The organism is Paraperibacillus marinus, from assembly GCF_046237605.1.
In the GTDB taxonomy this organism is placed as follows: domain Bacteria; phylum Bacillota; class Bacilli; order Bacillales; family DSM-1321; genus Paraperibacillus; species Paraperibacillus marinus.
The window spans coordinates 2,628,829-2,655,111 of record NZ_CP143542.1; the positions used below are offsets into that span (position 1 = coordinate 2,628,829).

Below are 26,283 nucleotides of genomic sequence, written 5' to 3' on the forward strand. Positions count from 1 at the left end.
AGACATCCTGAAGCCGTTTATTCACATACAAGAACCTGTCTCGCAAAGTTAGCTTTGCGGGCTACACAGCGGTCCCTGATCACAAATCCTGCTTCCTTGATCATGGAGTCAATCGTATCAATGCTCACGATGACCGCTTTTTTGGAAAAACGCCGGGCATGCTTCAGAATGGCCAGCTGATCCTCTGGGGTGGCATGGGTATAAAGGTTGTATGGCATATCGATGATCGTAACATCATATTCCGTATCCACTTCGGAAATCGGACCGGTCGTCACATTCCCTGATAAACCAAAATACGCAATATTTTCACGGGAGCCATCCGTAACCAGCGGATTAATGTCACGGCCGTCAATATCAATCCCCATCGACAATGCCTCGACCAGCACAGTACCGATTCCGCAGCAGGGATCAATCGCCTTGATTCCTTCGGGGTGCGGCACAGCAATGTTGGCAACAGCCCTTGCAACCCTGGTGCTCAGAGCCGTCGAATATTCACGCGGCTTCTTTAAATGATGCAGCCAGACCGCCGTGCTCTGCTCCATGCGCCCGAAATACCATCTTCCTTCAAAGACCACGATGCCAAACAGGATGTCCGGCTTCTTGATATCAGCATCCCCTGGCATTTCCCAGCCGATGCTTCTCTCAATATGAAGTCGTTCCTCATAGGAGACCTTGACTCCCGGATCCTGGATTTTGGCAAATTGGACCTTGAACGTTTTTTCTTCTGTATGAAGAGTTTTAGCCGGCTCCAAAAATTCCTCCCAGCTGTCTCCCTCAAACATTATATCAATCCGCTCTTTCATAAACGGACTTCTGCTTGGGTCGATCCGGATATCACTCTTGATGAGCGAAGTATATTTGCCCGGCCCAAAAAAAGAGCGCATCTCAAGTTCGCAAAGTGAGCGCTCTTCATCCATTGCTACATATGTATAAATATATTCCGCTTTTTTCACGTAGTATTCCATCCTTTTATCCATGATATCTCAATGATACAGCTTACCATACTATCTGCCTTTTCACTACATAATAATAGTTTGTATACAAATTATATTTACACAAACAATATCTTCGTCTATACTTAACAAAGGAAATCATTAGGAGCTGAAGGATATGCTGAAGGACGAAATCGGATTCACAGCCTCCACGACGAGCAAAATGATCCGGAGCCTGGTGAACACAACGTTAAAACCATATGGTATAACAGCGGAACAGTGGACGGTCGTGAAGCATCTTTCATTTGTCGATACAATCAATCAGAAAGATTTGTCTAAAAAGACAGACAAGGATCAGGCAACCCTGACCAAGATTCTTGACCTGCTGGAACAGAATGAATTCATCACGCGGAAGCCAAATCCAGAGGACAGGCGTTCTTACTTGATTGAAATCAGCAGCAAAGGAAAAAACCTCGTGGAAACTGTCCTGCCGCTCATAGAGGACCTCTATGAGGACATCCTTGCGGGCTTGTCAAAAAAACAAATCGAAACCTTCATGGAAACCCTGTACACTCTCCAGGGCAATATAAGGAAATTGAAATAATCCGTTAACATTATAGAAAGAAGGAATACAATTGACGCAGCCAGACACAGCACAGCACACAAAGCTTTGGACCAGACAATATACACTGATCATCCTTATCACGTTTATCTTCTTCCTGAGCCTTCAGGCATTGATGGGTGGATTCCCCGCCTTTGTCACCGGGATTACGGATGTACCATCAAAAGGCGGCCTGATGACAACATCATTCATGCTTGCTGCCATCTTCACACGTCCCTTCATCGGCATTCTCATGCATAAAATCCAGGTAAAAATGACCCTCATTCTTTCCATGCTGTTCGTTTTGGCAACAATCATAGCGAGCTTTGGCAAAGAAACCTTTGCAGTCCTGATTGTACTCCGGATCCTTCAGGGAATATGCTTCGGAATCATTACCACCCTGCTTGCCACACTTGCCACCAGCATGATCCCGAATGGACGGCTTGGTGAAGGAATCGGCTATTTTGGGATGGCCACAAGCCTTGGAACCTCGTTCGGTCCTATGGCTGCACTGACCATTGTCCATACTTCATCCTTCAATAAGCTGCTTTTGTTCACACTGATCTTGATCATTCTTTCCATGGCAGCCAGCCTGCTGATTCAGAGCAAAAAAAATGAACCTTCTATTAAACCAGTCCGCAATTCCAGTCTGCTGGCATATGCCTTTGATAAAAGGGCTCTGCTGCCGGGCATTCTGGTCAGTTTGTTTTATGTGACCTTTTCAGGAATCGTTAATTTCATCGACGGACTTGGAGCTGCCAACGGCTTTGGCGGCAGGGTTTCCCTATTCTTCCTGATCATTGCCGGTATGATGATCTTGACAAGGCCGGCTACCGGTAAAATTTATGACCGCTTTGGACACAGGTTCCTCGTGTACACGGCCAGCATCTGCGGCGTTACCGGTCTGGTCCTGCTGACCATGACCCACAGCTTCCCGATGCTGTGCGCAGCCGCCATCTTCTACGGAGTTGCGTATAGTGTGATGCAGCCGACCTTCCAGGCCTGGGCAGTCAGCCGGGTAAGTCCTGATAAAAAAGGGACAGCGAACGCCATGACTCTGAATTTCATGGACTTTGGCATGGCCCTGGGCGCAGCAGTCATGGGCAGCGTGGCTGTCCACACAAGCTATAACGCCGCTTTTGGCTTCTCAAGCTTCTTGATCGTGATCCTGCTCGCCATCTATATCGGCGTACGGGCTGCAGGCAGAAGAGCACTGAATACTGCAGCTTGACAAGAAAATCCGCTTTCCAGTCTGTTTCTGGAAGCGGGTTTATTTGTGTTAAATTAACGGGTGCTATCAAATTTTCGGGTCATCCTCTTTTAACCTGGATTGTATTTCGCTTAAAAAACTCTGAGGTTCATCAACATTCAGGACAACCCGGTTTACTTTTCTTTTCAAACCATACATCAACGTGACGTCTTGTTCCTTTTTCAGAACCAGCTCAAACGTTGGTTTTTCTACAATAAAATCCGCAGCCCTGGCATCCCATAAGGTTCTTGATTCTATTTTTGTAAACTTTTCCGGACCATCATAATATTTGAACTCTTTTATATTTTCCAGCGGGATATCCATGCTTTTTGCCAAACCAGTCTGCACATATAATCGCTGATCTTCCAAAACATAGGGAGTTAATCTGGTTGCTTGTATTTCACCCAGAAAATAGAGAATTCCATAGATATTCAAAAACAGCAGGATGTACGCTGCGATTTCGTTCCATTGATGTAAAAAGTAATGCAGTCCTATTGATTCAATGACCGTCGCATGAATCAGCATGACATACACAGCAATTGTACTGGCTTTCTTGTGATAAGTGAACGGCATTCCATGCGTGATTTTCACTTGTTTATGCCAGGAAAATAAAGAATAGTAGAAAATAGACAGCTCAGATAGAAAGATATAAAGCGCCCGGTTGTCCGGCAGATGCAACTCCAGGGATGTTTTTAGATTGTATTGAAATAAAGAGTCTTTATCACTTAATCTTTTATACTCTCTCCTCAGCTTCGGGAACTTGGTAAGTATTTTAAACAGAATGAAGGCTTCTACCAGAAAGAGTACCCCTTCTGAGAACACAAAAGCATACCGCACAAAAGGATATGACTGCATATGACGGCCTGGAATAATAAATAGTGCTGCCGCATATCCCGCAAGCACAACAAACCCCAGGTATTTTAGTGAATATCTCTTTCTAATCACAAAAAAGTACGTTAAGAGCGGAATGACGAGCATAAGGTCCATGATAGAACCTGCCACTGCTCCATTTGGGACAGGCTGAATAGAAGGCAGACGATACAGCAGAAAATTTGAGGAAAGAATTAAGACTATGAGCAGTGTATACCAAAATAGTCTTCTGCTTTTACTACCCATGATCATTTTGAATCACCCCCTGGGTCAATTATAAAAGAAAAATATGGAAAAAGGTGTGGCGGATTGCTGAATGTTTTATTTTATCTCCTGAACTTTATATCTTAGCTTATGGCCAATTTGTCTTATAAGGATGAAATACGATAGGATGGGGAAAACAAACAACAACCAATATTCTGGACGGAGAAGGAGATTTACCATGAAAATAGCAGGCATAGTACTGGCTGGGGGCAGGTCCTCAAGGTACGGGAAGCCAAAGATGTTCGAGGAATACAGGGGAAAGCTTCTCTATGAATACAGTCTGGATGCTATCAAGCAGAATGAGCTGGATCCTGTCATCATTGCGGCCCATCATTCACTCATCCAGCAATTCAGGCGGGATGATGAAGTTTTTTTTGTAGTGGAGCGTGAATCCGAATTCCAGGGTCCGCTGTATGCGATGCATCATGCGATGATTGCCGCCCATGCGGACTGGTATCTGGTCTTATCCTGTGACATTCCTTTTGTCACCCCCGAGTTTGTCCGGCGTCTTTTATCTTTCATTGAGGAAGGAACCCAAGCCGTCATACCCGTGGAGGGTGATAAAATCCACCCGCTCCTTGGTCTGTATCACCATAGCTGTATTGGGGAAATGGAATCTATCCTCCATAATGGGGAGCGGAAGGTGCGCCTTCTGTTCGAGCGGATTAAAGTTCAGGAAGTCCCGTTTGAAGAAGGCCATCCTGTTTTCATCAATATCAACCGTCAGGAAGACCTGAGCAGGCTGTAAAAAAAGGAGGCAACTCAGGGCTGTCTCCTTCATTCACGTTATTCCATCCACAGCCTTGCCGGCAAGGGAGGCGTTACTATGCCTCCGCAAAAGGCGGGGCGAAGCTTTTGACACAGTCCCTTGGTATTGATTAAGCGAAAAACGGCATCAGGTAAACCTTAGACCCTTCTTCAGCGAACAGACGCACGGCTGCCTCGCCGATCCCGCTTGCTCCGCCTGTAATAAAGATGAATCGCTTGTTTTCCATGATGTATCCTCCTGTTTTCAATAAATGCATAATTTAACTCCCAATATTTTACCTCAATATGTAAATGAATTATATTAATTAAGTTTTATAGTCTGTTAAAATAATCCTGAGTAATATTTTTCTGAACATGGGGGACAAAATGAAAACAATCGTATACATGGTTAGACATGGAGATTCACCAAAAACGGGAGTTAGCGAAAGAACCAGGGAATTATCGGAAAAAGGAAGGCAGGATGCTGCTCAGGTGAGCCAGATCCTATTGGATGAGAGAGTGGAGATATTCGCTTCCAGCCCCTATGCCAGGGCAGTTCAGACGATTATAGGAGCAGCAGAAGTGTCAGGACAGGAAGTCTTTAAATTTGAGGACCTAAAGGAAAAAAGATTTTGTGCAGAAGTGCATCCACTGGCGGATCATGACCTTATTCCCCTGCTTGAACGCTCTTTTTCAGATTCATCCTATTCACCTTCCGGAGGCGAGTCCAATGCAGTGTGCCAGAAACGGGCAGTCAGAGTCTTTAAAAGACTACTCAAGGATTATGCTGGCAAAAAAATAGCAATCGGCAGTCATGGCGCCGTTATGACGCTGATCATGGGGCATTTTGACCCGCGATTCAATCTGGAGTTCCTGCTGCAGACCACAAAGCCTGATATCTACAGAATGGAATTCCAGAACGGGTTATTGGTTTCTGCAGAGAGAATCTGGAAGCCGATTTCTATATGAAGAGCCCTTTGAAACGATTCCCCTGACACGGCCAATATTTTTGAAAAATAACCGGAGCATGCTAACAGCCCCAACCTTGCCCGACAATTTAATAAGAGCCACTTCAGTAAAGTTCCCCTCTATTGTTTCATGATTTTCTAACAGTATTGAAATCCTTTTGATAACTGCTCAGTGGAGACCTTATTGGCCAGTGTACAATGAGGAATCTACTGATTCTGAAAATAGCAGGGATTGGCATCGGCATTATATTTCTTAAAATATTCGTGATGGTTAGAATGCAGTCTCCTTAGGGACTCTTGTCATGGCAGGATAGAAAAATCGCCTTATCGTTCTTAAAGGAACCAATTGTATTGAATGTAATACTTATAGTCGATACATCTTTATAATCCGCCTTTTTTATAGTTATCCTCTAATGCACTCCATACTGCTCTAGAGATAAAAATAGAGTATTTTCACTTGGTTTTCTTACGATATTTCCGATTTTTGATATTTATCGCTTCAGTAACTCATTTTTTAATCAAAATCATGCAAATTCCACTGCAAGAATAGCCTCAGCACGGCGCACGCTGCCCCCTTACTCGGCGGACTGAGGCCTTTACTATCCGAACCGCAGCTTTACTAGCCGAAATCAGCATTTACTATCCGAAAGAGGGACTTTACTATCCGATCTCATGATTTACTCGCCGTTTCAATGCGGAAGTGCTGACCTACAAGACAGCTCCAGTTTACGTATTTGATTTTTTCACAACCGGTATATAAATATCAAAATGCGGATCTTCCGGATCGCGTTCTACCGGGCAGTATTCATGTTTTATAGGCATATAAGGGTCATAGTATTCTACGCCCGGCTCTCGATAGGCCGTGTAGTCACTATCGAATAACCATTGATGTAGATCTGTATAAGTATTCTGGACATCATTTCCCTTATTATGTACTGTCTTAACATAGGTCCATTCAGGAATCCTGATTTCAAGCATCCCCTGTGGCAGCTCCTGCTCCTCACTCACCTGGTATACAGCATAATGGACAAATCCATTTTCTACTACATGATAAGACAAGCCTAATTGAATTTCAGGATTCACTCTGTGCTCCAATTCTCCTGCACGATCTTCAACTTGCTGGATGACATTCTTTAAATGGGGAACGATTTCTGAAAATGTTCCCTCCCACTTCATTCCTGCAGCGCGGTAGGCTGGCAGCGTTACAATTTCATAACTCATTTGTTTTCCTCCATTACTATTATGTATTTCACCCCTTTATATTTTTCGATAATTATGGATAAAACCCTTTTTCACTTGTAACAAAAAAGCACACCACTAATTAAGTGATGTACTTTCGCTAATTTAATTTATATATCAAAATAATTTATGCTTCGGTCGTTTTGACAGTTTTCACAAACATGCAGAATCCGGGACTTGATTTCTTCCGTTACTTCTTGTTCCATCTCCTGCTCACTGCCGCATAATTCACATATCTTCAATTCGGCTGCCTCCTATTTCTTAAAGGGCAGATTCTCATCCTGGGAGATGATGTCATACCCGCATTCTCTGACGGCCTGCTGAAAATCGAGGAATGAAGCCGCGTTTTTATCATAGCCGATTCTGGCTTCTCCGCTTTCCAAAATCACATCCGCCCGGAGCACTCCCCATACATCATTCAAGGCATGGACGATTTCTTCCCTGTCTTCACTTGTCAGTCTGCCCTTAATTTTGATTACCCCTGTTTCTTCCAAAATTATAACCTCCGTCCTTAATGAAGATCCTGGTTGGGATGCTCAGCGAATGATTCGCCCATCCCATGCAGGAATTCCACCATTGAAGTCATTGCTGTCTTGATTTCAGGATCACGCATGGATTTGCCCAGCTTCCACAGGCTGTGCTGTTCATGGGAGTCAATGCTTTCTCCCATCCTCTCGAGCCCTTTGGTGACGCCGCCAAGCACCGTCTGCAGCTGGCCGGGTTTTAGCGTTCCCATGAAATTGAACAAGAAAATCGCATTTTTGATGGTGTTATGCATGCCCGGCTGATTGACCTGCTTCATGGCAATCACGCCTACATCGGTCCGCTTTTCAAGGATGGCATGAAGGGCGTCCAATACACCGATGGACTGAAGTTCCTTTATGATGCCGAGTGCGGACAGGATGCCCTCCTTATTTTCTGCAAGGGCCTTCAGGATGTCACTGAAGGCTTCTGCCTGCACTGCTGCGGGATCGGGTGTGCTTCTGTTAATTTGCCTGATCGCTTTGGCCATATTCTTCACCTCCGTTTCCAAACAGCTCCTGAATCGGTGTGAAATCCGGGCGCTGCCATTTTTCTTCCACTCTTACACTGATTTGCGGCATGCGATTCCCGTACCGGTGATTATGTTTCGGAAGCGGAGGCTCACCAGCTGCTTCGAGCACTTCCATCTTCACACCAATTTCCTTATATGCCGGTGTATGGGTGATTGAATCATGATAGCTGCTGGTCAAATAGTTAACAGCCTTACGGTCATGGGAGCTGTTCATCGTCAGATAGACTTCATGGCCTTTCACACGGTCGGTGACGATGGTCCTGACTTCTACCTCGCCATACGGAGAGGTTAATCTGACCAGGGAACCGTCGCCGATGCCCCTTTCCCTCGCCAGGCGGTATGACACTTCACACCATGGTTCCGGGACCTTATGGGTCAGGCCGTCATTCCGGTACGTCATATTTCCTTCATGGAAGTGCTCGAGCAGGCGTCCATTGTTCAGATGCAGGTCATACTCGGGTCCTGCCATGTACGGAGGAGTCCAATCAACCGGGAATAATCTAGCTCTTCCATCTTCAAAAGCAAATTTTTCTTTATACAGAAGAGGAGTGTCAGTACCATCCTTGTGGACTGGCCAGACCTGGCTTTCAAATCCTTCCAGGCGCTCGTAGCTGACACCGGCAAAAATGGCGGCAAGGCTTGCTGCTTCATCCATGATTTCTGAAGGATGTGAGTATTTCCAGCCGGCGCCCATCCTGTTGGCAAGATCCACGAATATCTCCCAATCCGGCCTGCTGTCTCCAAGTGGATCGAAGACTTTATAAAATCTTTGAATCCGCCGTTCTGTGTTGACGAATGTCCCGTCTTTCTCAAGACTCGGAGCTGCCGGAAGGACAACATCTGCAAACTGGGCTGTTTTTGTAAAAAAGATATCCTGTACCACGAAGAAATCGAGGTCCTCAAAGCTATGCTGCACATAATTCGAATTGGCATCCACAAGGGCCATATCCTCGCCGAATAGATAAAGGGCCTTTAGTTTCCCTTTTGAAACCGCCTCGACCATATGGTGGTTGTCCATACCCGGATCGGTTGGGATCTTGACTCCCCAGGCTTTTTCATATTTCTCCCGGATTTCTGCCTTCTGAACGGGTTCGTACCCTGGGAACCAGGAAGGCATAGTGCCGAAATCGCAGGCTCCCTGCACATTATTATGGCCCCGGAGCGGATAGGCCCCCGTACCGGTGCGTCCGTAATTCCCGGTAATCAGAAGAAGGTTCGATATCGCTGTGCTGGCATCAGTCGCCCCTGAGTGCTGTGTGATTCCCATTGCCCAGAGGATGCACATTGAATCGGCATCATGAATCATTTCAGCCGTTTTAATGAGCTCCGCCTGTGTGAGCCCGGTCATTTCTTCAGCATAACTTAAAGTGAACTTATCCAGTGTTTTGATATAGTCGTCTACACCCGAGACTCTTTCTGCCAAAAACTTCTTATCATGCCAACCCTGGTCGATGATGTATTTGGTCAAGGCCGAAATCCAGATCAAGTCAGAGCTCGGTGTTGGGTGCAGGATGAAATCGGCCCGCTGTGCCAGTTCATGTTCGCGGATGTCCGCCACGATCAGCTTCTGTCCGTGAAGTTTATGCGCCCGTTTTATCCGTGTAGATAGAACAGGATGTGATTCAGCCGGATTGGCGCCGATGACGAAGACTAAATCAGAGCGCTCGATGTCATGGATGGTCCCCGAATCCCCGCCAAGGCCGACCGTTCTCAGCAGCCCGGCAGTTGCCGGCGACTGGCAATAACGGGAACAATTGTCCACATTGTTTGTGCCGATCACGGCACGGGCAAATTTCTGTGCAAGATAATTTTCTTCATTTGAACACTTTGATGATGCAATCACTCCTATGGAATCAGCACCATGCTCTTCTTTGATTTCCGACAGTTTTTCTGCGATCAGATTCAGCGCCTCATCCCAGGTTGCTTCTTCAAAAACCCCATTTTTCCGGATGAGCGGTGTGGTCAGCCGCTCGTCGCTGTTTACAAAATCCCAGCCCCATTTTCCCTTTACGCAGGTGGAGATGCCATTGGCCGGGGCATGCTCAACAGGTTCAATCTTGAGTATCTTCCGGTCCTTTGTCCAGATTTCAAAGCTGCAGCCCACTCCGCAATACGTGCAGACCGTTTTGGTGCGCTGTATCCTGGCCGTCCTCATGGCTGCCTCCACCTCGGATATGGCGAAGATTTCTTTATAGCCGGGCTCCACTTCCTTGATCAGGTCGATCATCGGTTCAAGGATAGGAGCAGGCAGCTTGGTCAGGAACCCCGCTTCACCCAGCATGGACTTTTCCATCAAGGCATTGCATGGACAGACAGTGACGCAATGGCCGCATGAAACACAGGACGATTCATCAATCGGCACATCATTATCCCAGATAACCCTCGGCCTTTCCCTGCTCCAGTCAATTGTGAGTGTTTCATTCACCTGGAGATCCTGGCAGGCCTCAACGCATCTTCCGCAGAGAATGCACTGATCGGGCTCATACCGGTAAAAAGGATTGGAATTATCCGGCGGATAAGGCTTTGCCTTAAACTCATATTTCTGGTGCTCAATTTCAAGATACTCGGCTGTATTATGTACCGTACAATTTCCGTTATTGTTGTCACAGACCGTACAATACAGCTCATGATTCTCAAGGATCCTCGACATGGCCTCATATTGGGCATCCATGACCGGCTGAGACAGCGTATCGACCGTCATTCCCGGCTGAACCTTGGTCGCACAGGAACGCACAAGCTTCCCATCCACCTCGACAAAACATGTATCACACGTCTGTATCGTCCCGAGATTCGGATGATAACAAATGCTCGGGATATACAAACCATTCGCCTGTGCAGTCTGCAGAATCGACTGGCCAGGCTCCGCCTTAAACTCCTTATCATTTATCCTGATCGAAAACAAATCATCAGACACATTCATTACCTCCCAATTAATCCCGCCATTCCAAGCGTTTCCCCTAGTATTCCCAACTCCTCCAAAAAAATAATCAAAAAGGGGGACTGTCCCCAATTTCCCAGCCTGTAACGCCTTGGGGCTGATGAATTATTAGGGGGGCCAGGGCTTATTTCCTGAAAATTGATGTATGGATAGGGGGCACTTGCGGCAAATCTATGAGGAATGAAGGTGAAAGGCAGGTTTTGCAGGATGGATAAGGAGAAGCTGTATCAGCGCATGGAATCCATGATCATGAGCTCTTCGAAGAAGCCAAAGTATATGAGCATCTCAACGGTGAAGATTGCGGATATTCTTGAAATGACGGTCCGCGATATCGACCAGGGCATCAAGGAGCTGGTCGAGGAAGGCCGGCTTAAGCAATCTAGGCTTGAGAAGCCGCCGCATAACACAATTTATCTGCTTCCATAGGACAGCTGCAAAAAGGACTCCCGGGCAACAGCCGGAAGTCCTTTTGCCGTTGGAAAAGGGGCGGAGCTGGTTGTATCATAAGTCTTCGGGCAGTTGGTGAACATCATTTATCTTGCCACGTCCCTGCCTGCGCATTACTCCGCTCCACCACCATATTGTGTTTGTTTCTGCTCTTCTCTATGTTCTTTTCCATGCATGGGTTGTGAGTAAAAATTCATGTGGGTTTTCTATGAAGAAATGACCTTCTTTATTTCCCTGCTCAGTTTGTCCGGTGCATCCAGCATGATTAGATGATCGGTATCCTGGAATTCCACCACAGAGCTTTGGGGTCGGATTTCTTTCAAAAGTCTTATGTATTGTTTGGAGATTTCTAGATTAGTATGTTCATTGAAAGCCGCGAACAGCGTAATGCCGGTATCTTGGGAAATCCGCTTCAGCCTTTCTTCAGGAACCAGCTCCCATTCTGATTTCAAATACGAGGGCCTCATCTTTTCCTCTGACTTCAGCCGGAACTTCCCATTTTCATATTCGAATCACCCGGCCCTTAAATACGGCATTGGAACTGCCCCTATAATGCCTGCATGAAGGGACCCCTAAAAGGTTGACGCGGTATTACTTTAGGCATCTTGCTTAAAATTAGTCCGGAATTGTACCGGATTCATTTTGAATTTTGCCTTCATCCTTTTTGTATTAGAATACTGTACGTATCTTTTTAATTCAGAAACAGTTCTTTCCCCCTTGCTTGAAGTTTTGCCTTTCTACTACTTTAACAAAACGGAAATCCATCTCCATACCATCGGGGGGGGGGGGGGGGGGCTCCCCCCTACATCCCTTCAACTCTTGCCTACCGAATATATATATTAAATTTGTATTTGCAGGCGTCATATTTTTTTAGTTTAGAAAATAAACTTAAAGATTAACTTTTTATTAATCTACTTAGATTGACAAATTTCATGTATTAATTACATTGAATCAACGTATAATGTAAAATAGATATAGAAAAATTTGTAAAGGAGGTTGTTATGATGTCGATAAATTCCCACTTAATCGATTTGTCTAGTAATTTAGTCCTTTCTTCTACAGAGAATTCTAATATTAAAACATCCATTGAGACGTTATCTAAGCGTCTGAATTGGTACTTTGATAACGGTCAATTATATAGGCATTTTCAATTTGGTTCGAATACAAGAGGCACTATTCTTCCACGTACTGTAGATGCAAATTCCGATGTCGATTACATGGTTGTTTTTAAAAACCCTAACGGGTATAAGCCAGAAACATTATTAAACTACTTAAGAAGCTTTATGAACAAATATTATTCTAAATCCGAAATCTATAAGGATAGCCCAACAATGGTGTTAGAATTAAACCATATTAAATTCGAGTTAGTTCCAGCCGTTCAGGACGCCTGGGGAAACCTATCCATTCCTTCAAAAACAAATCTTTTATCAGAATGGATGTCTACAGACCCTATGGGGTTTAATAAAAGGCTTACAGACGCAAACCAATTAAATACTTCAAGAATAAAACCGTTAATAAGGTTAATGAAACAATGGAATACAACTAAGCTTGGACACCAATATTCATCATTTCTATTAGAAAAATGGATAGTTGATAAGTTTTATTACTCTTCTAAGTCATCTTTAAAGGAGTATGTATATGATTGTATTGATACTCTCATTTACAGTTGGGATGATTCAAAAACTTTTAAAGACCGCTTAAATAAGGCAAAAGAAATAATCAATAACTGTAAAATTTACGAAGCTAATGGTTATATCGCTTTAGCAGAGAACGAGATAAAAAAACTTTTTCCAGAAATATAGGTGAGGTTGTTACAATGAGTGAAAGATTTGATTCATTAGATAAGTATTATAAGACAATAAATAATTTGGACAAAACATCTAAAGCGTTATTTTGGATAAATGCTGCACTTTCGATTGTAGTTTTTTATTTAGAGGAAACCACCTTGCTTAAAAATTACCTGTTAGGAATTTTTGTATTAACCACAATAGCTTATTTTATAGCTGATAACTATTTAAGTATTTTTTTGATACCAAATGTTGAAGAGAAAAGAAGATTACACTTATTAACAAACTCCTTTAATGTGCCCTTAGATAACGAAAGGACCAACAAATATTACAATAATAATTTAGAACCTTCATTACTTAAACTAGGGGCAAATGTTTTTGAAAACTCATTGTTTGCTAAACGGGTTTCATACGAAATGGCAATTAAGGAGAGAAAGATAATTATTTTGTTTATTTTTGTTTGGTTACTCGCTTTAATCACTCGTACAACAAACCTTGAATTAATTTCAATTGTCGCACAAACTCTATTTGCCAGTACTCTAATACCATCTTGGTTAAAACTTGAAGTGTTAAGAAGAAAGAATAATGAAATTTATGACTGCCTATATAATGTATTTCTGTTTCAAAATGAAAATGATGAACAAAAAGTTACTGCCCGGATACTAGACTGCTTTGTAAAGTATGAATCGGCTAAAGCTTATTCTGGAGTAAAACAATCATCCAAGATATTTCATCGTATAAATGCTGAAGTAACTGAAGAATGGGAACAAACCAAAAGAAATCTTGGAATCAAAAATTAACCTATTGGACATTATAAATAATGTCCTTTTTTTTGCTTTTGTAAATAAAAGAGAAACAAGCAAAAAATATTAACACTATAGAACCTTCAAAATCATAAGTAGGTAAAAGGAGAGTATAAGTGCTGAATTTATATGTGAACGGAAATAGTGTAAACATTGAGAATGAACGGGGTTTATCACACACAACCGTATTAAGCAGACAGTGAGACAAGATGTTAAAGAAATTTGATGTAATAGACAAAAAGACAAACGATTGCTTTACTATTCAGTTGTCTATGATTTTCCGGCAAGTGTTCTAGAGCTTTCCCAAGCATCTCCGAAACAATGCGCGGGTAGGTCTAGAGCCGATTGTATATGTAATAATTCCCCCGTTAATAAATTCATTACAGGCGATAAATAAGGCTTCTCACTGAACAACTTAAACTCTATAATACCCGTGACACACTTCTGGTTTGAGGACTTGTATATTTAGTAATAAAATAAAACTACACCTCCAATTATTAGTTCTAATGTCTAATAATTGGGGTGCAGTTCAGCAAAGCTGCTTTCCGCTTTATATCATAGATGATTTCTTCCTCGTCCCATTTTGATATACAAAATAATTGGCAAACACTTTGTTCCACTTAGCCTTTTCTTTCTTATTTGTATACAGAAGTTCACCGAGTTTGATCAGCTTCATCTTCAATGGGATCAGCTCTCTTCTCTTTTTTAATCCATTATTACCCTATTTATCCGGTTAGCTACCATTTTTCAGGAAAAAATTTAAAATAGGGAAGAAAGTACTGAAAATAACCATCAATCCTTCAGGCTTCCCTGCCGGTAGATCGTCAGCGTCAGGCTTGATGGAAGCAGGGCCGCATGCTTCACATCTGTCTGAACAGCATCAATCAGCTGGGCACCCGAGAAACTGGCGCAGCATTTCGATATGCTCAATCCGGTGCTTCTTCAAAAGATCTTCCACTGTTTTTCTGTTCGCTGCTATTCCGTTTATTATTAGTGAAGATGAAATCATTCCAAACTGGTTTTTCATGCTTTATCTTGCTTTATTTTTGGGATCACAGGTTGTTCTGGAACGCATATATATTCCATCCAAACAGTACCTGACATCCCTAATCATTCTATTTACTGCCTTGCTTATTATGTATTTCTCTGATTCACTGCTAAACAGCCTGCTATAACTAATCCCCATTTCACCGGGATATAAACAGTTTAAACCCCCTGCCAATCCACCTGCAGGGGGTTCTATTATTATACCGAAGCACTCTGTCCTGCATCCGTGAGCCTGACCTGGCCCCAATCCGTCCGGTAGTACCGGGCGAGAAGGGTCAGCCCAAAGACTGCAAGATACGTATAAAGGGCAATCCAGGCTCCGTAACTGGACAACTCCAGCACGTTCACCATCAGGTAAGTGAGCGGGATGAAGAAGCCCCAGGCAAGAACAAGCGATGTCCTGAGAAGGAACGTTGTATCACCGATCCCTCTCAGTCCTCCTGAGAAAAAGTTGAAAAAGCCGTCAAATATCTGCATAAAGGCCGATATCATGATCAGGCTTGCGGTCAGTTCATATACAGCAGGATCATCTGTGTAGATTCGGGCAATTTGTTCGGCAAAGAAGAATTCAGCCGCTCCAAGCGTCAGCAGGAAGATGCTTCCCATGATCGCTGTTTCGGTTCCCATTGCCCTGGCTCTCTCCGGCTTGTCACGTCCGATTTCCTGTCCTACCAGGATGGTGGCAGTCGAGCCAAAGGCGCCTGCCGGCATGAACCCGAAGCTCATGATGCTGAGCGCTATTTCATTAGCAGCAAGGGCATTTGTGCCGAGGCGGGTAACGAATGCCGTGAAAACGAACATAGCCATGCTTTTGGAAAATTCCTGTGTGCCCAGCTTCGTGCTTTCCTTCAGCATCAATTTTGATTCAAAGGCATTGAAGGATGGCCTGGCGTATATTTTATATTCCTTGAATAAGACTGCCAGGAAGGCTGCCGCACTCAAACCGCAGACCACCACTTCCCCAATGAACAAAGCCCAGGCGGCCCCCGCCAACCCCCATTCCGGAAAGCCAAGATTCCCATACGTAAGGGTATATGTGAAAAAAATCATCGCTGCATTCCCTAGAAGCGAGGTGACCATGGGTGTCCGCGTATTGCCGATTCCCCTGAAAAAACCATGAAGCGCAAAAGTCAGAATGGAAAACATCATCGCAAAAAAGCGGATTTTCAGGTAAGAGGTTCCTTCCTTCACCATATCCGGTGCGCTCCCGAGCAGTTTCAATATCAGCTCTGATCCGATAAAACCAACGACAAAAACGATCAGACCGGCTATCAGGCTTTGTGCGATGGCTATGTAGGTCCGTTCAATTCCTTTTTTCATATTGCCTGAGCCAAAATTCTGTGCCACCAGATAGTTGACTGTATGGCCAATGCCGGAAAACATGGCCCAGGCATTATACATGATGATATTGGAAACGCCGACTATGGCGATTGCCAGCGCCCCCAGTTTCCCTACCATGATCAGATTGATCATGCCTGTGACGGTCATCGATGCAAAGGAAGCAATCGAAGGAATTGCGAGCATTAAAATAATTTTCCAGTTTTTCATAGTGCTTCCCTTCATTCTTCTAGTCTATTATTTTGTTTTTTATTCCCATTTATCATACACCAATCCTGATTCGCCTGAAATGTTTTTTAGGATTCATTTTTATGTTCGAAAGATTAATCTTATGTATCCATAAAGCAATAAAACAAACGTGAGTTTTCTACTCGCAGCCATGCATGGAAAGGAACCTGGACAAGAGCAGGAGCAAACACAATAAGGTTGTGGCGCAGTTAGGCGCATGCAGGGATTCCAGCAGGATAAATGATGTTCCCCTTGTTGTAGGAAGCCATATGATACATGCAGCTCCGGCCTTTTCCACAGAAAAACCACCTGTCGATTAACAGGTGGCTCCATTTTGACTTTAACAAATTGAATCGGTAGGCTTTGGATTTTTTAATCCAAATAACGGGCGTATGAATAAGGCCAGGAAGGTTCCTGCCATGGCCATGACCATCCATACCCAGCCGTGGAGGCTGAAGGAGGCGATGCCGCCAAAATAGGCTCCAATGTTACAGCCAAAGGCAAGCCTTGCTCCGTAACCCATCATGATTCCGCCGACAATGGCAGCTCCGGCTACACCGGGCTTTATTTTACCAGGCTTGAATGTGCCTTGTGAAGCTGCCGAGATGAAGGCGCCAAGGATGATGCCAAAGTTCATGACGCTCGTTGAGTCTGCGAGCACCGTTTTAGTCAGCGCTTCTCCATTTGGCCCGGAGAAGTAGCTCCAGCTCGATACATCCGTTCCCAAGGCCATCAATGCCTTTCCTCCCCAGAGGGCAAATGCGCTTGTGATGCCCCATGGATTTCCCCTGACAGTGAGGGTAAGAGCGTTCAGCAATGCTAAAACAATGGCTGCAGCGAAGAGCGGCCAGGAACCGCGGACGATTTTTTTCCAGCCTGCTGTAGTTGGCAGAGGCTTCATCATCGGCGGATTTTTACGTTTGGCGATTTTGATGGTAATCCAGTAGATTAACGCAAATGCCGCCATCTGTACGGCCCACGCACCGAAATACCCAAGGCCAGTTGATTCAGCAAGGGAAATCGGTGGCAGTGACGGGGTATCCTCCATCCAAAATTTAAAATGATAAGCACCGAGCACAGATCCTGCAATGAATGAGATCAGTGTCAGGATCATGGATGAAGAGCCGCCGCCAACTGAATATAAGGTTCCGGAAGCACAGCCGTTTCCAAGCTGCATGCCGATGCCAAAGATAAATGCACCGAACAGGACGCTCACACCGACAGGGGAAACATATCCCTTGGGAGTGATGCCGGTGAAACTAAAACCGGTACTTAATATGATGGCAAACAGTGTTGAAGCAATCGCAAGCATCAGCATATGCGCCTGCAAGCCCTGCACATTCCCGACTGACATCAGCCTGCGGAAGGCAGAGGTGAAGCCAAACCGGGCATGCAGCAAGGTCACCCCAAGCAATAGGCCGATGATAAAGAGGACACCCTGAGTCATGCCGGCAGCATTGACAATGGCTGCAAACAGAATGACGGAAGCCAGAAGGCCGGCTGTGACCAGCGGCTTTTGCACAGGATTAAGGTCGGCATTGATTGTAGTTGCCCCTCTATTTGACAAAGAAGTGGAAGTTAAACCAGGTTGGGCCATTTCCATTCACTCCTAATCTTATAAATTTAGTAGGATTTAATTTTTCCATTTACCTATCTTAGTACATTCCCATACAAAGCACAAATGTTTTAACTCATAAAAAAACAGGAGTTTTCTACTCGCAGTCCATGCATGGAAAGGAACCTGAACCATAGCAGGAACAAACACAATAAGGCAGTGGCGGGGAGCAAGGCGCAGGCAGGTATGCCAGGAAGATTTAGATGTGAACATCCCGTTGCAGGAAGCCTCCTCATACATGCAGCTCCACCCCATTTCCACAAAAAAAACTGATTCATTTCTGAATCAGTCTGCTTCCATCCTATTTCTCCAGCACGGCAATAAACTCTCTCAAATAATCAGGCAGATCTGGCGGCCGGCGGCTTGATACGAGATGGCCGTCGGTAATCACCGGCTCATCCACCCATATTGCCCCTGCGTTTTCCATATCATCCCGAATACCCGGCGTGCTGGTCACTTTTTTGCCTTCCAGGATTTTAGCAGATATCAGGACCCAGCCGGCATGGCAAATCTGGCCGATCGGCTTTTTAGCTTCATCCATTTCTTTTATTATGCTGATTACCTCTGGGAAACGGCGGATCTTATCCGGTGCCCAGCCTCCAGGAACAAGAATGGCATCATAATCCGCGGCGTTAATATCACCATAGGCATAATCGGATTCTGCCGGCACCCCGTATTTGCCCTGATACGTCTCTCCAGCTTTTTCACCTGCCAGATGAACCTCGGCTCCTTCTTCCCTCAAGCGGAGAATTGGATACCAAAGCTCCAGATCCTCAAATTCATGATGAACCAGGCTGATCACCTTTTTACCTGATAATCTCATATTCAGCCTCCTCAGGTTTCAGTTATATTGTTTTATCTGTAACCAGTAATGCATACCTATTATACATGGATTAGCGCTTTACTACGAATGACTTGTTTAAACATGTTGATATGTCGGCCCCTTCGCCTTAATGTCAGCTTCCATGCCAATTAGACCCGAGGATTTTGCTGCATTATACCCATGTCTATGTTTTAACTCACTATTCTTTGCCTCAATCTTATAGCGTTCCTTCGCTTTTTCCTTCAAGACATGTTCTACAGCATCTGATGTTGTTTTAGCTGTGAATTTTTCTTTCATCATAAAATAAAAAAAGTAGATACTCTCAAATGAGAATTTCTACCTTTTTTAAGTACTTTTTAGTGCCTTCGTTAAAAAGCTGTTTTTTTATCTATTAGTTTTTCATTCTTGGATCCAGGGCATCCCTTAAGCCGTCGCCCATTAAGTTAAAGCCTAATACGGTAAGCATAATAGCCAGTCCGGGAAATAATACGGTCCAAGGGGCATCAAGGATAAACTCACGTGAGTCCGCCAGCATTTTTCCCCATTCAGGTGCAGGCGGCTGGGCTCCCATCCCTAAGAATCCCAATGCAGCAGCTTCAATGATAGCTGTTGCAATTGCCAGCGTGCCTTGCACAATGATTGGAGCAAGGCTGTTTGGCAGGATGTGATGGATCAGTATCCGGCTGTCCGTCATTCCTATGGCTTTTGCAGCGGTTATGTATTCTTCTTCTTTAACGGTAAGCACCCTTGACCTGAGCAGGCGTCCAAAGGTTGGAACATTGATAATAGCAATGGCAATCAATGCATTTCGCAATGACGGCCCAAGGACTGCCACTACTGCTATAGCAAGCAGAATACTTGGGAAAGCAAGTAGAATATCAAAAAATCGGGAAATAATAGTATCTACCCATTTCCCATAATAACCAGCAATGATGCCTAGAAATGAACCTACAATTACAGAGCCGGCAACAGAGATGAATCCTACCCCAAGTGATATCCTGGCTCCATAAATAACACGGCTTAGGATGTCTCTCCCAAATTGGTCTGTACCAAAGAGATGCTCTGATGATGGAGGCAGATGCTTGTCCGCAAGTTTCTGGTCAGCGAATTCATATGGTGCGATGAAATCGGCGAACAAAGCGATTAATATAAAAAATAGAACAATCGATAATCCAACAATGGCCAGCTTATTTTTTCTAAAGCTTTTCCAAGCCTCTTTCCAGGGGGATACTGCCTGCTCCTCAGCTAGTGGAGGAGGAACCGCGGGAGGAGTGCTGTGTGCAAGTTCTGCCATCTTTATTCCCTCCTATTTATACTTGATTCTTGGATCAATCGCTGCATACAGCAGGTCAACCACCAGATTGATTAGTACGAATATGGCCGCCACTACAAGAATACCAGATTGGATCACGGGATAATCACGGTAGGATATAGCTTCGTATATATAAGTACCTATGCCAGGCCAGCCGAATATCGTTTCAGTTAATATAGCTCCTCCAAGAAGAAGGCCAGTCTGCAGTCCTATTACAGTAACTACCGGAATTAATGCGTTCTTTAATGAATGTTTGTACACTACCCAGAACATTTTCATCCCTTTCGCCCGGGCTGTCCGTATGTAATCCGATCTCATGACCTCAAGCATGGACGACCGGGTCATTCGGGCAATAATCGCCATCGGGATGGTTCCAAGTGCTATACCCGGGAGAATTAAATGTCTAATAACTTCGATAAATTGATCAAATCTATTGTTCAATAACGAATCAATTAAATAAAAATTAGTAACAGCCTCAACAGGATCTCGTATATTATCCCTTCCTGTTGTTGGCAGCAGGTCCCATTGAATGGCAACTATGTATTGCTCCATTAATCCCAGCCAGAAGATCGGCATAGAAACACCAATCAGCGCGACGACCATTGCCACGTAGTCAAACCAGGAGTTTTGGAACCAAGCGGAAATGATTCCTGCATTAACCCCTATCACGATGGCGATCAGCATCGCCACTAATGACAGTTCAATGGTAGCCGCAAGATATGGCCATATTTCCTCAGAGATCGGTACTCTTGATTTTAATGAAACTCCTAAATCACCCGTGAAAATTCCGGATAAATATTCCCAAAATTGAGTGGGCCAGGGCCTGTCCAGGCCAAGCTCCTTGGTTAAAGCCGCCATGGCTTCTTTAGTTGCCTGCTGGCCTAATATAATTTGGGCTGGATTGCCGGGTATGGCGCGAATCATCATAAATACTATGAAAATCATTCCGAGCAGGACTGGAATAAGTGCAGTTAACCGCCGTATCGTGTATGAGAACATATCCGCTCACCTCTTCCTAAAACATCATAAGATCAGGGAGTATGAAGAGATCCATACTCCCTGATCCACTTAATTAGTCTACAGAAACGTCTACGAAGGATTGAGACCCAGTTGGATGCGGAACAAATCCCTTAATGCTGCTCGAACCAGCCAGCTGCGGCTTAGAATGAACAAGCGGAACCCAAGGAGCATCTTCATGAATAATGACTTGTGCCTTTTGGTACAATTCATTACGTTTATTCTCATCTGCAGTAGACTGCGCTTCTACCAGCAATTTATGAACTTGTTCATTGCTGTAACGGGCATAGTTATTTGATCCAATCGTATCTTTATCAAGTAATGTATAAAGGAAGTTATCGGCATCTCCATTATCTCCTGTCCAGCCAAGCATAAATGTTGGTGCTTCACCTGCTTGAACCTTCTCAAGATATGTGCCCCACTCAAACGTCACAATCTTTGCATCGATATTCACTTGTTTGAGGCTTGCCTGTATAGCTTCAGCAACTTTTTGACCGGAAGGCATATACGGACGTGGTACTGGCATAGCCCATAGGTCCATTTTAAACCCTTTTTCAAGCCCTGCCTTTTTCAGCAGTTCTTTTGCCTTTTCTACGCTATATTCATAATCCTGAATGTCGTCATTGTATCCGCTGATTGAAGGCGGCATTGGATTTTTAGCCGGCTCTGCTGTACCTTCAAAGAAGTTTGTAATAATATCCTGCTTGTTGATTAGATGGCTGATTGCCTGGCGGACCTCTTTTTTATTAAACGGTTCTTTCTCTGTATTAAATCCGAAATAGCCGACGTTCATAGACGGACGCTCAAATAACTGCAGTTTGCTGTCCTTTTTGACTTTAGGCATATCACTTGGATTTAAGCCATCCATCAAGTCAATTTCACCTTTAATCACTGCATTTAAGCGGGCTGAGTTATCCTTTATGACCTTGAACTTAACACCGGCAAGCTTAGGCAGTCCCTTTTTCCAGTATTTATCGTTCTTTACCACTTCAATCGTGTCATTCTTTTTCCAAGATTTGAATTTAAAAGGACCTGTACCAACAGGATTTTTTGTGAAATTGTCCCCATCTTTTTCAAATGCAGTTGGGCTTGCAATAGCAAAAGGGCTCATCGCCAGATTTTTCAAGAACGGAGCTTGAGGGCGTGTCAGAGTAAATTCTACAGTTTTTTCATCAACCGCTTTTACTTCTTTAATTACGTGGCCTTCATCACCTTCAAATCCGCCAAACATAGAAGGATAGTAAGCAAATTTTGCCTCATCTTTGCTTTTTGCCCAGCGCTGAAAGTTTTTTACAACCGCTTCTGCATTAAAGTCCGTTCCATCATGGAACTTAATTCCTTCATTTAAGGTAAAAGTATAAGTCAGGGCATCCGGTGAAATTTCCCAGGATTTCGCAAGTGATGGTTCTATTTCAGTATTATCTTTCCCATAAGTTACTAGATTTTCAAAAATCTGTTCCGTAACAATAAAGGATTCTCCCTCTGTTGTCACAGCCGGATCAAGAGCTGTCGAATCACCGCCCCGTCCATAAATAAGGGTGTATTCTTTTTTACCGCTGCCGCCTTTTTCACCGCTGCTGCTTTTTGAAGAACTACAGCCGGACAGTACAAGTGAAAAAACAAGCAGACAGGCAAATACATACCATAAACTCTTTTTCATATTTCTTATCCCCCTTTGAAATGATGGTACTTAATATATATACTTACTGTCATTCATATAAATGACAGGCTGTATAATGACCGGGACTAACTTGTTTGAAAATCGGCCTTGAAGTGCTGCATATATCCATCACCTTAGGGCACCTTGTATGGAACGGACAGCCTTTTGGCGGGTTTGCTGGACTCGGCACATCCCCTTGCAGGATGATTCTTTCTTTTTTATGCTCGACATCAGGTATAGGAACCGCCGATAATAACGCTTGTGTATATGGGTGCTTAGGGCTGCTGTAAATATCTTCACTATCTGCAAGCTCTACAATATGGCCGAGATACATCACACCCACTCGGTCGCTGATATGCCGGACTACTCCCAGGTCATGAGCGATAAAAAGGTATGTCAGGTCGAATTCTTTCTGCAAATCCTGCAAAAGATTCAGGACCTGTGATTGAATAGAAACGTCGAGAGCCGAGACTGGCTCATCTGCAATGATTAATTTGGGGTTTACTGCAAGCGCACGGGCAATCCCGATTCTCTGCCTCTGACCGCCGCTGAACTGATGTGGGTAACGATTGGAATGATAGCTGCTGAGACCTACAATCTGAAGTAATTCATTGACCCGTTTTTTCCGTTCAGCCTTATCCTTCACACCATGAACGATTAATGGTTCCTCGAGTATTTTGCTTACAGTATGCCTTGGGTTTAGCGATGCATATGGATCCTGAAAAACCATCTGCATTTCACGCCGCATCTTTCTCATATCAGCAGCCGGCAGCTCCGTAATATCTGTTCCCTCAAAAAATATTTTCCCTTCACTCGGGTCTAACAGCCTAAGCAGCATCCGGCCGGTTGTAGATTTCCCGCAGCCGCTTTCACCTACAAGTCCAAGCGTCTCACCTTTATTGATAAAAAATGAAATTCCATCAACCGCTTTTACTTCACCAATTGTCTTGCCCAGAAGTCCTCCTCTGATCGGGAAGTGTTTCTTTAAGTTTTCTACCTTAACTAATGGCTGTGTCATTCAGCTTTACTCCTTTTCCATCCTCATACAGCCAGCACCTGACTTTCTGGCCATCGTTTAAACTTTTCAGCGAAGGAGTTTTGGTTACGCACTTCTCCATCGCATGGGCACAGCGGGGTGCAAATGGGCAGCCGGGCTTGGCAGCGCCGGGCTTTGGTACATTGCCGGGTATGGAGTATAATCGTTCTTTTTTATCCCTCATATCAGGTACAGATTGAATCAGGCCGATCGTATAGGGATGTTTTGGATCCTGGAAAATAGTTCTAACATCCGCTTCTTCCACAATTCGCCCTGAATACATCACTGCTACACGTTCACAAATTTCAGCCACTACACCTAGGTCATGGGTGATCATCATGATGGCTGTCTCTGTTTCTTTATTTAATTTCTTCATCAGCTCCAGAATTTGTGCCTGTATCGTTACATCGAGTGCGGTTGTTGGTTCATCAGCTATTAATAGTGCCGGGTCGCAGATCATAGCCATGGCTATCATCACACGCTGTCTCATTCCCCCTGAGAGCTGGTGGGGATATTCCCTGATCAGGTCCTCGGCTCTTGGCAGGCCGACAAGCCTAAGCATCTCTACAGCCCTGGCTTCAGCCATTTTTTTATTCCATTTTCTATGTATTCTTATAGATTCAATTAACTGCTCGCCAATTGTAAACACTGGATTTAAGCTGGTCATCGGTTCCTGGAAAATCATTGCAATGTCATTCCCGCGAATCTTTCTCATTCGGGATTCCGGGGCATCAGCAAGGTTTTCTCCCTTAAAAAGAATTTCTCCTTCAACCTTTCCGGAGGGTGAAGGAACAAGGCCCATGATTGATAAGGAGGTAATGCTTTTCCCGCAGCCGGATTCTCCCACTATACCGAGGATCTCCCCAGGATTAATGTGAAAACTAATTCCGTTTACTACAGGTACTTCAGCTTCATCCGTCCGAAAGCTGGTTTTCAGCTCTTTCACTTCTATGATTGGTTTGTTCAAGGACATAACTCCTTTCTCTTGGGGATATATGTAATTGATAGAATATGATTGAATTATGACATTTTTCTGATTACTTAACAATATTTAATTGGAATAATTTGAAGTCTTTCCGGTTTTCTTTTACTCAAAAAACAAAAAACAGTCGATTCCATAAGGAAATCGACTGTTTTTTTATTTTACGCCCGAAAAAACTTGATTAATTATTATTCAATGCAGAAAAAGCTTTTTCAGCCGCCTAGATTACAAGGGGGATTGAGTTTGTATTTGGCATTATCAATCTTTTACGATGGGTCATTTGATGGGTGGCATCCTTGCTTTTGGCGTTGTTGCGGGCTCTTTGTTTAGAGGACTGTCCCGGCTTAATGAAATGAATAAAAGACTTTCAAAGGTTGTTCCCAATACTCCCAAGACTGATAAAGTAACCGAGGCTGTTGAAAACTACTTAAAAGAGAAAGAACAAAAAGAACAAAGGTAGAAAACTTTCTCTATCCTTTTAATTTACGCAACATTTCAGGTTTTTATTAAACGGCTTAGCAAACCCCTCATTTTTATAAAGACCACACTTTAAAGTAACAGGTTCTCTTGATGGGGAGTTTTGTAATAAAAACATCTATTACCTCATCCGTTTCGACAAATGGTTTGACTATTAAAAAAGTATAAAAGCACAAAAAAGAGCATCGATTTTAGAGGCTCTTTTAGTATGAAAACGTTGGTAAGGTTTCTCGATTTATTTGGAAGTTCCTCATCCGGATCCAAAAGCGATAACTGATATGATGTCCCTGTTGCAGCACCACAATCTCGCTGAAAAATATAAGCCACTTTCTCCATTCGGTGATGGTAGCTTTTGAACAATCTCGTTTCCACACATATCTCCGAATAGTTTATCGAGTATATAACAACCCGCAAAATAAAGAACGATTAGAACTATTACGGTTATCAAAAGAGGTTTTAATTTCTGAAACCAGTTGTTTTTCATTATTTCGACCTTGCCAATTATAAGTTACCGTAAATATGTGGCTTTAGTTTCCAGTGCCCGGTAATGCTCGATTCTTCAAATCAACCCCCCCGTTTTGGTAACACCAGTCTGAATACATTCTTTTACAGATATTCTTTGTTGTTGGACATTCACATTTTCCTCTACAGCCGAATTTTCTCATTAAGGATTACACATGAGAATACCTAAAGATAACAGATTGTAAAAAAATACCTCACAGTGGAGTTACAGGCCGGAATTCTGTCTGTTTTTTAAAGTCGATTCGATTTATTTATAATAATTATAATTAAGTATTGATTTTTAATTAAAAGATGATAATATTTAATCATCGCAAGAAAAAAATAGAT

General features: G+C 43.7%; 26 protein-coding genes and 1 pseudogene. 8 read left to right on the forward strand and 19 right to left on the reverse strand.

The features are described from left to right. Positions 1–17: 17 nt before the first annotated feature. Positions 18–965 (reverse strand): TRM11 family SAM-dependent methyltransferase, encoded by a 948-nt coding sequence (locus V1498_RS13260; RefSeq protein WP_409294194.1) that lies wholly within the window; start codon positions 963–965, stop codon positions 18–20. 145 nt (positions 966–1,110) lie between these two features. On the opposite strand from V1498_RS13260, the gene V1498_RS13265 reads away from it, so the two are divergent. Both V1498_RS13265 and V1498_RS13270 read left to right on the forward strand, forming a co-directional pair. Further along, positions 1,111–1,536 (forward strand): MarR family winged helix-turn-helix transcriptional regulator, encoded by a 426-nt coding sequence (locus V1498_RS13265; RefSeq protein WP_409294195.1) that lies wholly within the window; start codon positions 1,111–1,113, stop codon positions 1,534–1,536. 31 nt (positions 1,537–1,567) lie between these two features. Further along, entirely contained in the window at positions 1,568–2,764 is a 1,197-nt protein-coding gene (locus V1498_RS13270) for an MFS transporter (RefSeq protein WP_409294196.1), read from the forward strand. Positions 2,765–2,830: 66 nt separating this feature from the next. On the opposite strand, the gene V1498_RS13275 is transcribed toward V1498_RS13270, so the two are convergent. Then, positions 2,831–3,904, reverse strand: a complete 1,074-nt coding sequence (locus V1498_RS13275) for a hypothetical protein (RefSeq protein ID WP_409294197.1) — start codon at positions 3,902–3,904, stop codon at positions 2,831–2,833. Positions 3,905–4,094: 190 nt separating this feature from the next. On the opposite strand from V1498_RS13275, the gene V1498_RS13280 reads away from it, so the two are divergent. Both V1498_RS13280 and V1498_RS13285 read left to right on the forward strand, forming a co-directional pair. Then, positions 4,095–4,664, forward strand: coding sequence for a molybdenum cofactor guanylyltransferase (locus V1498_RS13280; protein ID WP_409294198.1), 570 nt, complete (start codon positions 4,095–4,097; stop codon positions 4,662–4,664). Between the two features lie 386 nt (positions 4,665–5,050). Beyond that, entirely contained in the window at positions 5,051–5,632 is a 582-nt protein-coding gene (locus V1498_RS13285) for a histidine phosphatase family protein (protein ID WP_409294199.1), read from the forward strand. 725 nt (positions 5,633–6,357) lie between these two features. Here the strand turns inward: V1498_RS13285 and V1498_RS13290 are convergent. The 5 genes from V1498_RS13290 to fdhF all read right to left on the reverse strand — a co-directional run bounded on the left by V1498_RS13290 (position 6,358) and on the right by fdhF (position 10,844). Beyond that, positions 6,358–6,852, reverse strand: coding sequence for a GyrI-like domain-containing protein (locus V1498_RS13290; RefSeq protein WP_409294200.1), 495 nt, complete (start codon positions 6,850–6,852; stop codon positions 6,358–6,360). Between the two features lie 128 nt (positions 6,853–6,980). Further along, positions 6,981–7,112 carry a hypothetical protein gene (locus V1498_RS13295; protein WP_409294201.1) on the reverse strand — a complete coding sequence of 44 codons (132 nt, stop codon included), beginning with the start codon at positions 7,110–7,112 and terminating at the stop codon, positions 6,981–6,983. A gap of 12 nt (positions 7,113–7,124) precedes the next feature. Further along, positions 7,125–7,364 carry a heavy-metal-associated domain-containing protein gene (locus tag V1498_RS13300; protein WP_409294202.1) on the reverse strand — a complete coding sequence of 80 codons (240 nt, stop codon included), beginning with the start codon at positions 7,362–7,364 and terminating at the stop codon, positions 7,125–7,127. A gap of 17 nt (positions 7,365–7,381) precedes the next feature. Next, on the reverse strand, positions 7,382–7,882 hold the full coding sequence (locus V1498_RS13305; protein ID WP_409294203.1) for a DUF1641 domain-containing protein: 501 nt from the start codon (positions 7,880–7,882) through the stop codon (positions 7,382–7,384). Further along, positions 7,857–10,844, reverse strand: a complete 2,988-nt coding sequence (gene fdhF / locus V1498_RS13310; RefSeq protein WP_409294204.1) for a formate dehydrogenase subunit alpha — start codon at positions 10,842–10,844, stop codon at positions 7,857–7,859. Before fdhF ends, V1498_RS13305 begins: the two co-directional genes overlap by 26 nt. A 225-nt stretch (positions 10,845–11,069) precedes the next feature. On the opposite strand from fdhF, the gene V1498_RS13315 reads away from it, so the two are divergent. After that, positions 11,070–11,288, forward strand: a complete 219-nt coding sequence (locus V1498_RS13315; RefSeq protein WP_409294205.1) for a hypothetical protein — start codon at positions 11,070–11,072, stop codon at positions 11,286–11,288. Between the two features lie 227 nt (positions 11,289–11,515). On the opposite strand, the gene V1498_RS13320 is transcribed toward V1498_RS13315, so the two are convergent. Further along, positions 11,516–11,761 (reverse strand): hypothetical protein, encoded by a 246-nt coding sequence (locus tag V1498_RS13320; RefSeq protein ID WP_409294206.1) that lies wholly within the window; start codon positions 11,759–11,761, stop codon positions 11,516–11,518. A gap of 549 nt (positions 11,762–12,310) precedes the next feature. On the opposite strand from V1498_RS13320, the gene V1498_RS13325 reads away from it, so the two are divergent. Beyond that, a complete protein-coding gene (locus tag V1498_RS13325; RefSeq protein ID WP_409294207.1) occupies positions 12,311–13,111 on the forward strand; it encodes an SMODS domain-containing nucleotidyltransferase in 801 nt (266 codons plus the stop codon). A 14-nt stretch (positions 13,112–13,125) separates the two neighbouring features. Then, on the forward strand, positions 13,126–13,896 hold the full coding sequence (locus tag V1498_RS13330; RefSeq protein WP_409294208.1) for a hypothetical protein: 771 nt from the start codon (positions 13,126–13,128) through the stop codon (positions 13,894–13,896). Positions 13,897–14,162: 266 nt separating this feature from the next. Here the strand turns inward: V1498_RS13330 and V1498_RS13335 are convergent. From V1498_RS13335 to V1498_RS13385, 11 genes and pseudogenes are all read right to left on the reverse strand, one after another. After that, a pseudogene (locus V1498_RS13335) lies at positions 14,163–14,349 on the reverse strand (IS3 family transposase); the annotation flags it as partial. A 100-nt stretch (positions 14,350–14,449) separates the two neighbouring features. Then, on the reverse strand, positions 14,450–14,581 hold the full coding sequence (locus V1498_RS13340) for a hypothetical protein (protein WP_409294209.1): 132 nt from the start codon (positions 14,579–14,581) through the stop codon (positions 14,450–14,452). A gap of 110 nt (positions 14,582–14,691) precedes the next feature. Next, the gene (locus tag V1498_RS13345) at positions 14,692–14,829 is read right to left on the reverse strand and encodes a hypothetical protein (RefSeq protein WP_409294210.1); all 138 of its coding nucleotides are present in this window, start codon (positions 14,827–14,829) and stop codon (positions 14,692–14,694) included. 315 nt (positions 14,830–15,144) lie between these two features. Next, positions 15,145–16,494, reverse strand: coding sequence for an MATE family efflux transporter (locus tag V1498_RS13350; protein ID WP_409294211.1), 1,350 nt, complete (start codon positions 16,492–16,494; stop codon positions 15,145–15,147). A gap of 358 nt (positions 16,495–16,852) precedes the next feature. Beyond that, a complete protein-coding gene (locus V1498_RS13355; RefSeq protein ID WP_409294212.1) occupies positions 16,853–18,109 on the reverse strand; it encodes a YeeE/YedE family protein in 1,257 nt (418 codons plus the stop codon). A gap of 319 nt (positions 18,110–18,428) precedes the next feature. Next, entirely contained in the window at positions 18,429–18,950 is a 522-nt protein-coding gene (locus V1498_RS13360; RefSeq protein ID WP_409294213.1) for a type 1 glutamine amidotransferase domain-containing protein, read from the reverse strand. Between the two features lie 391 nt (positions 18,951–19,341). Then, positions 19,342–20,244, reverse strand: a complete 903-nt coding sequence (locus V1498_RS13365; RefSeq protein WP_409294214.1) for an ABC transporter permease — start codon at positions 20,242–20,244, stop codon at positions 19,342–19,344. 12 nt (positions 20,245–20,256) lie between these two features. Then, complete coding sequence (locus tag V1498_RS13370; RefSeq protein ID WP_409294215.1) at positions 20,257–21,261, reverse strand: ABC transporter permease; 1,005 nt, start codon at positions 21,259–21,261, stop codon at positions 20,257–20,259. 73 nt (positions 21,262–21,334) lie between these two features. Next, complete coding sequence (locus V1498_RS13375) at positions 21,335–22,939, reverse strand: ABC transporter substrate-binding protein (protein ID WP_409294216.1); 1,605 nt, start codon at positions 22,937–22,939, stop codon at positions 21,335–21,337. Between the two features lie 49 nt (positions 22,940–22,988). Continuing rightward, the gene (locus V1498_RS13380) at positions 22,989–23,957 is read right to left on the reverse strand and encodes an ABC transporter ATP-binding protein (protein ID WP_409294217.1); all 969 of its coding nucleotides are present in this window, start codon (positions 23,955–23,957) and stop codon (positions 22,989–22,991) included. Then, positions 23,938–24,948, reverse strand: a complete 1,011-nt coding sequence (locus V1498_RS13385; RefSeq protein WP_409294218.1) for an ABC transporter ATP-binding protein — start codon at positions 24,946–24,948, stop codon at positions 23,938–23,940. The genes V1498_RS13380 and V1498_RS13385 overlap by 20 nt, the downstream gene beginning before the upstream one ends. Positions 24,949–25,240: 292 nt before the next feature. Here V1498_RS13385 and V1498_RS13390 point away from each other — a divergent pair, with 292 nt between their 5' ends. After that, positions 25,241–25,417: a hypothetical protein gene (locus tag V1498_RS13390; protein WP_409294219.1), complete on the forward strand. Its 177-nt coding sequence runs from the start codon at positions 25,241–25,243 to the stop codon at positions 25,415–25,417. Positions 25,418–26,283: the final 866 nt, after the last annotated feature.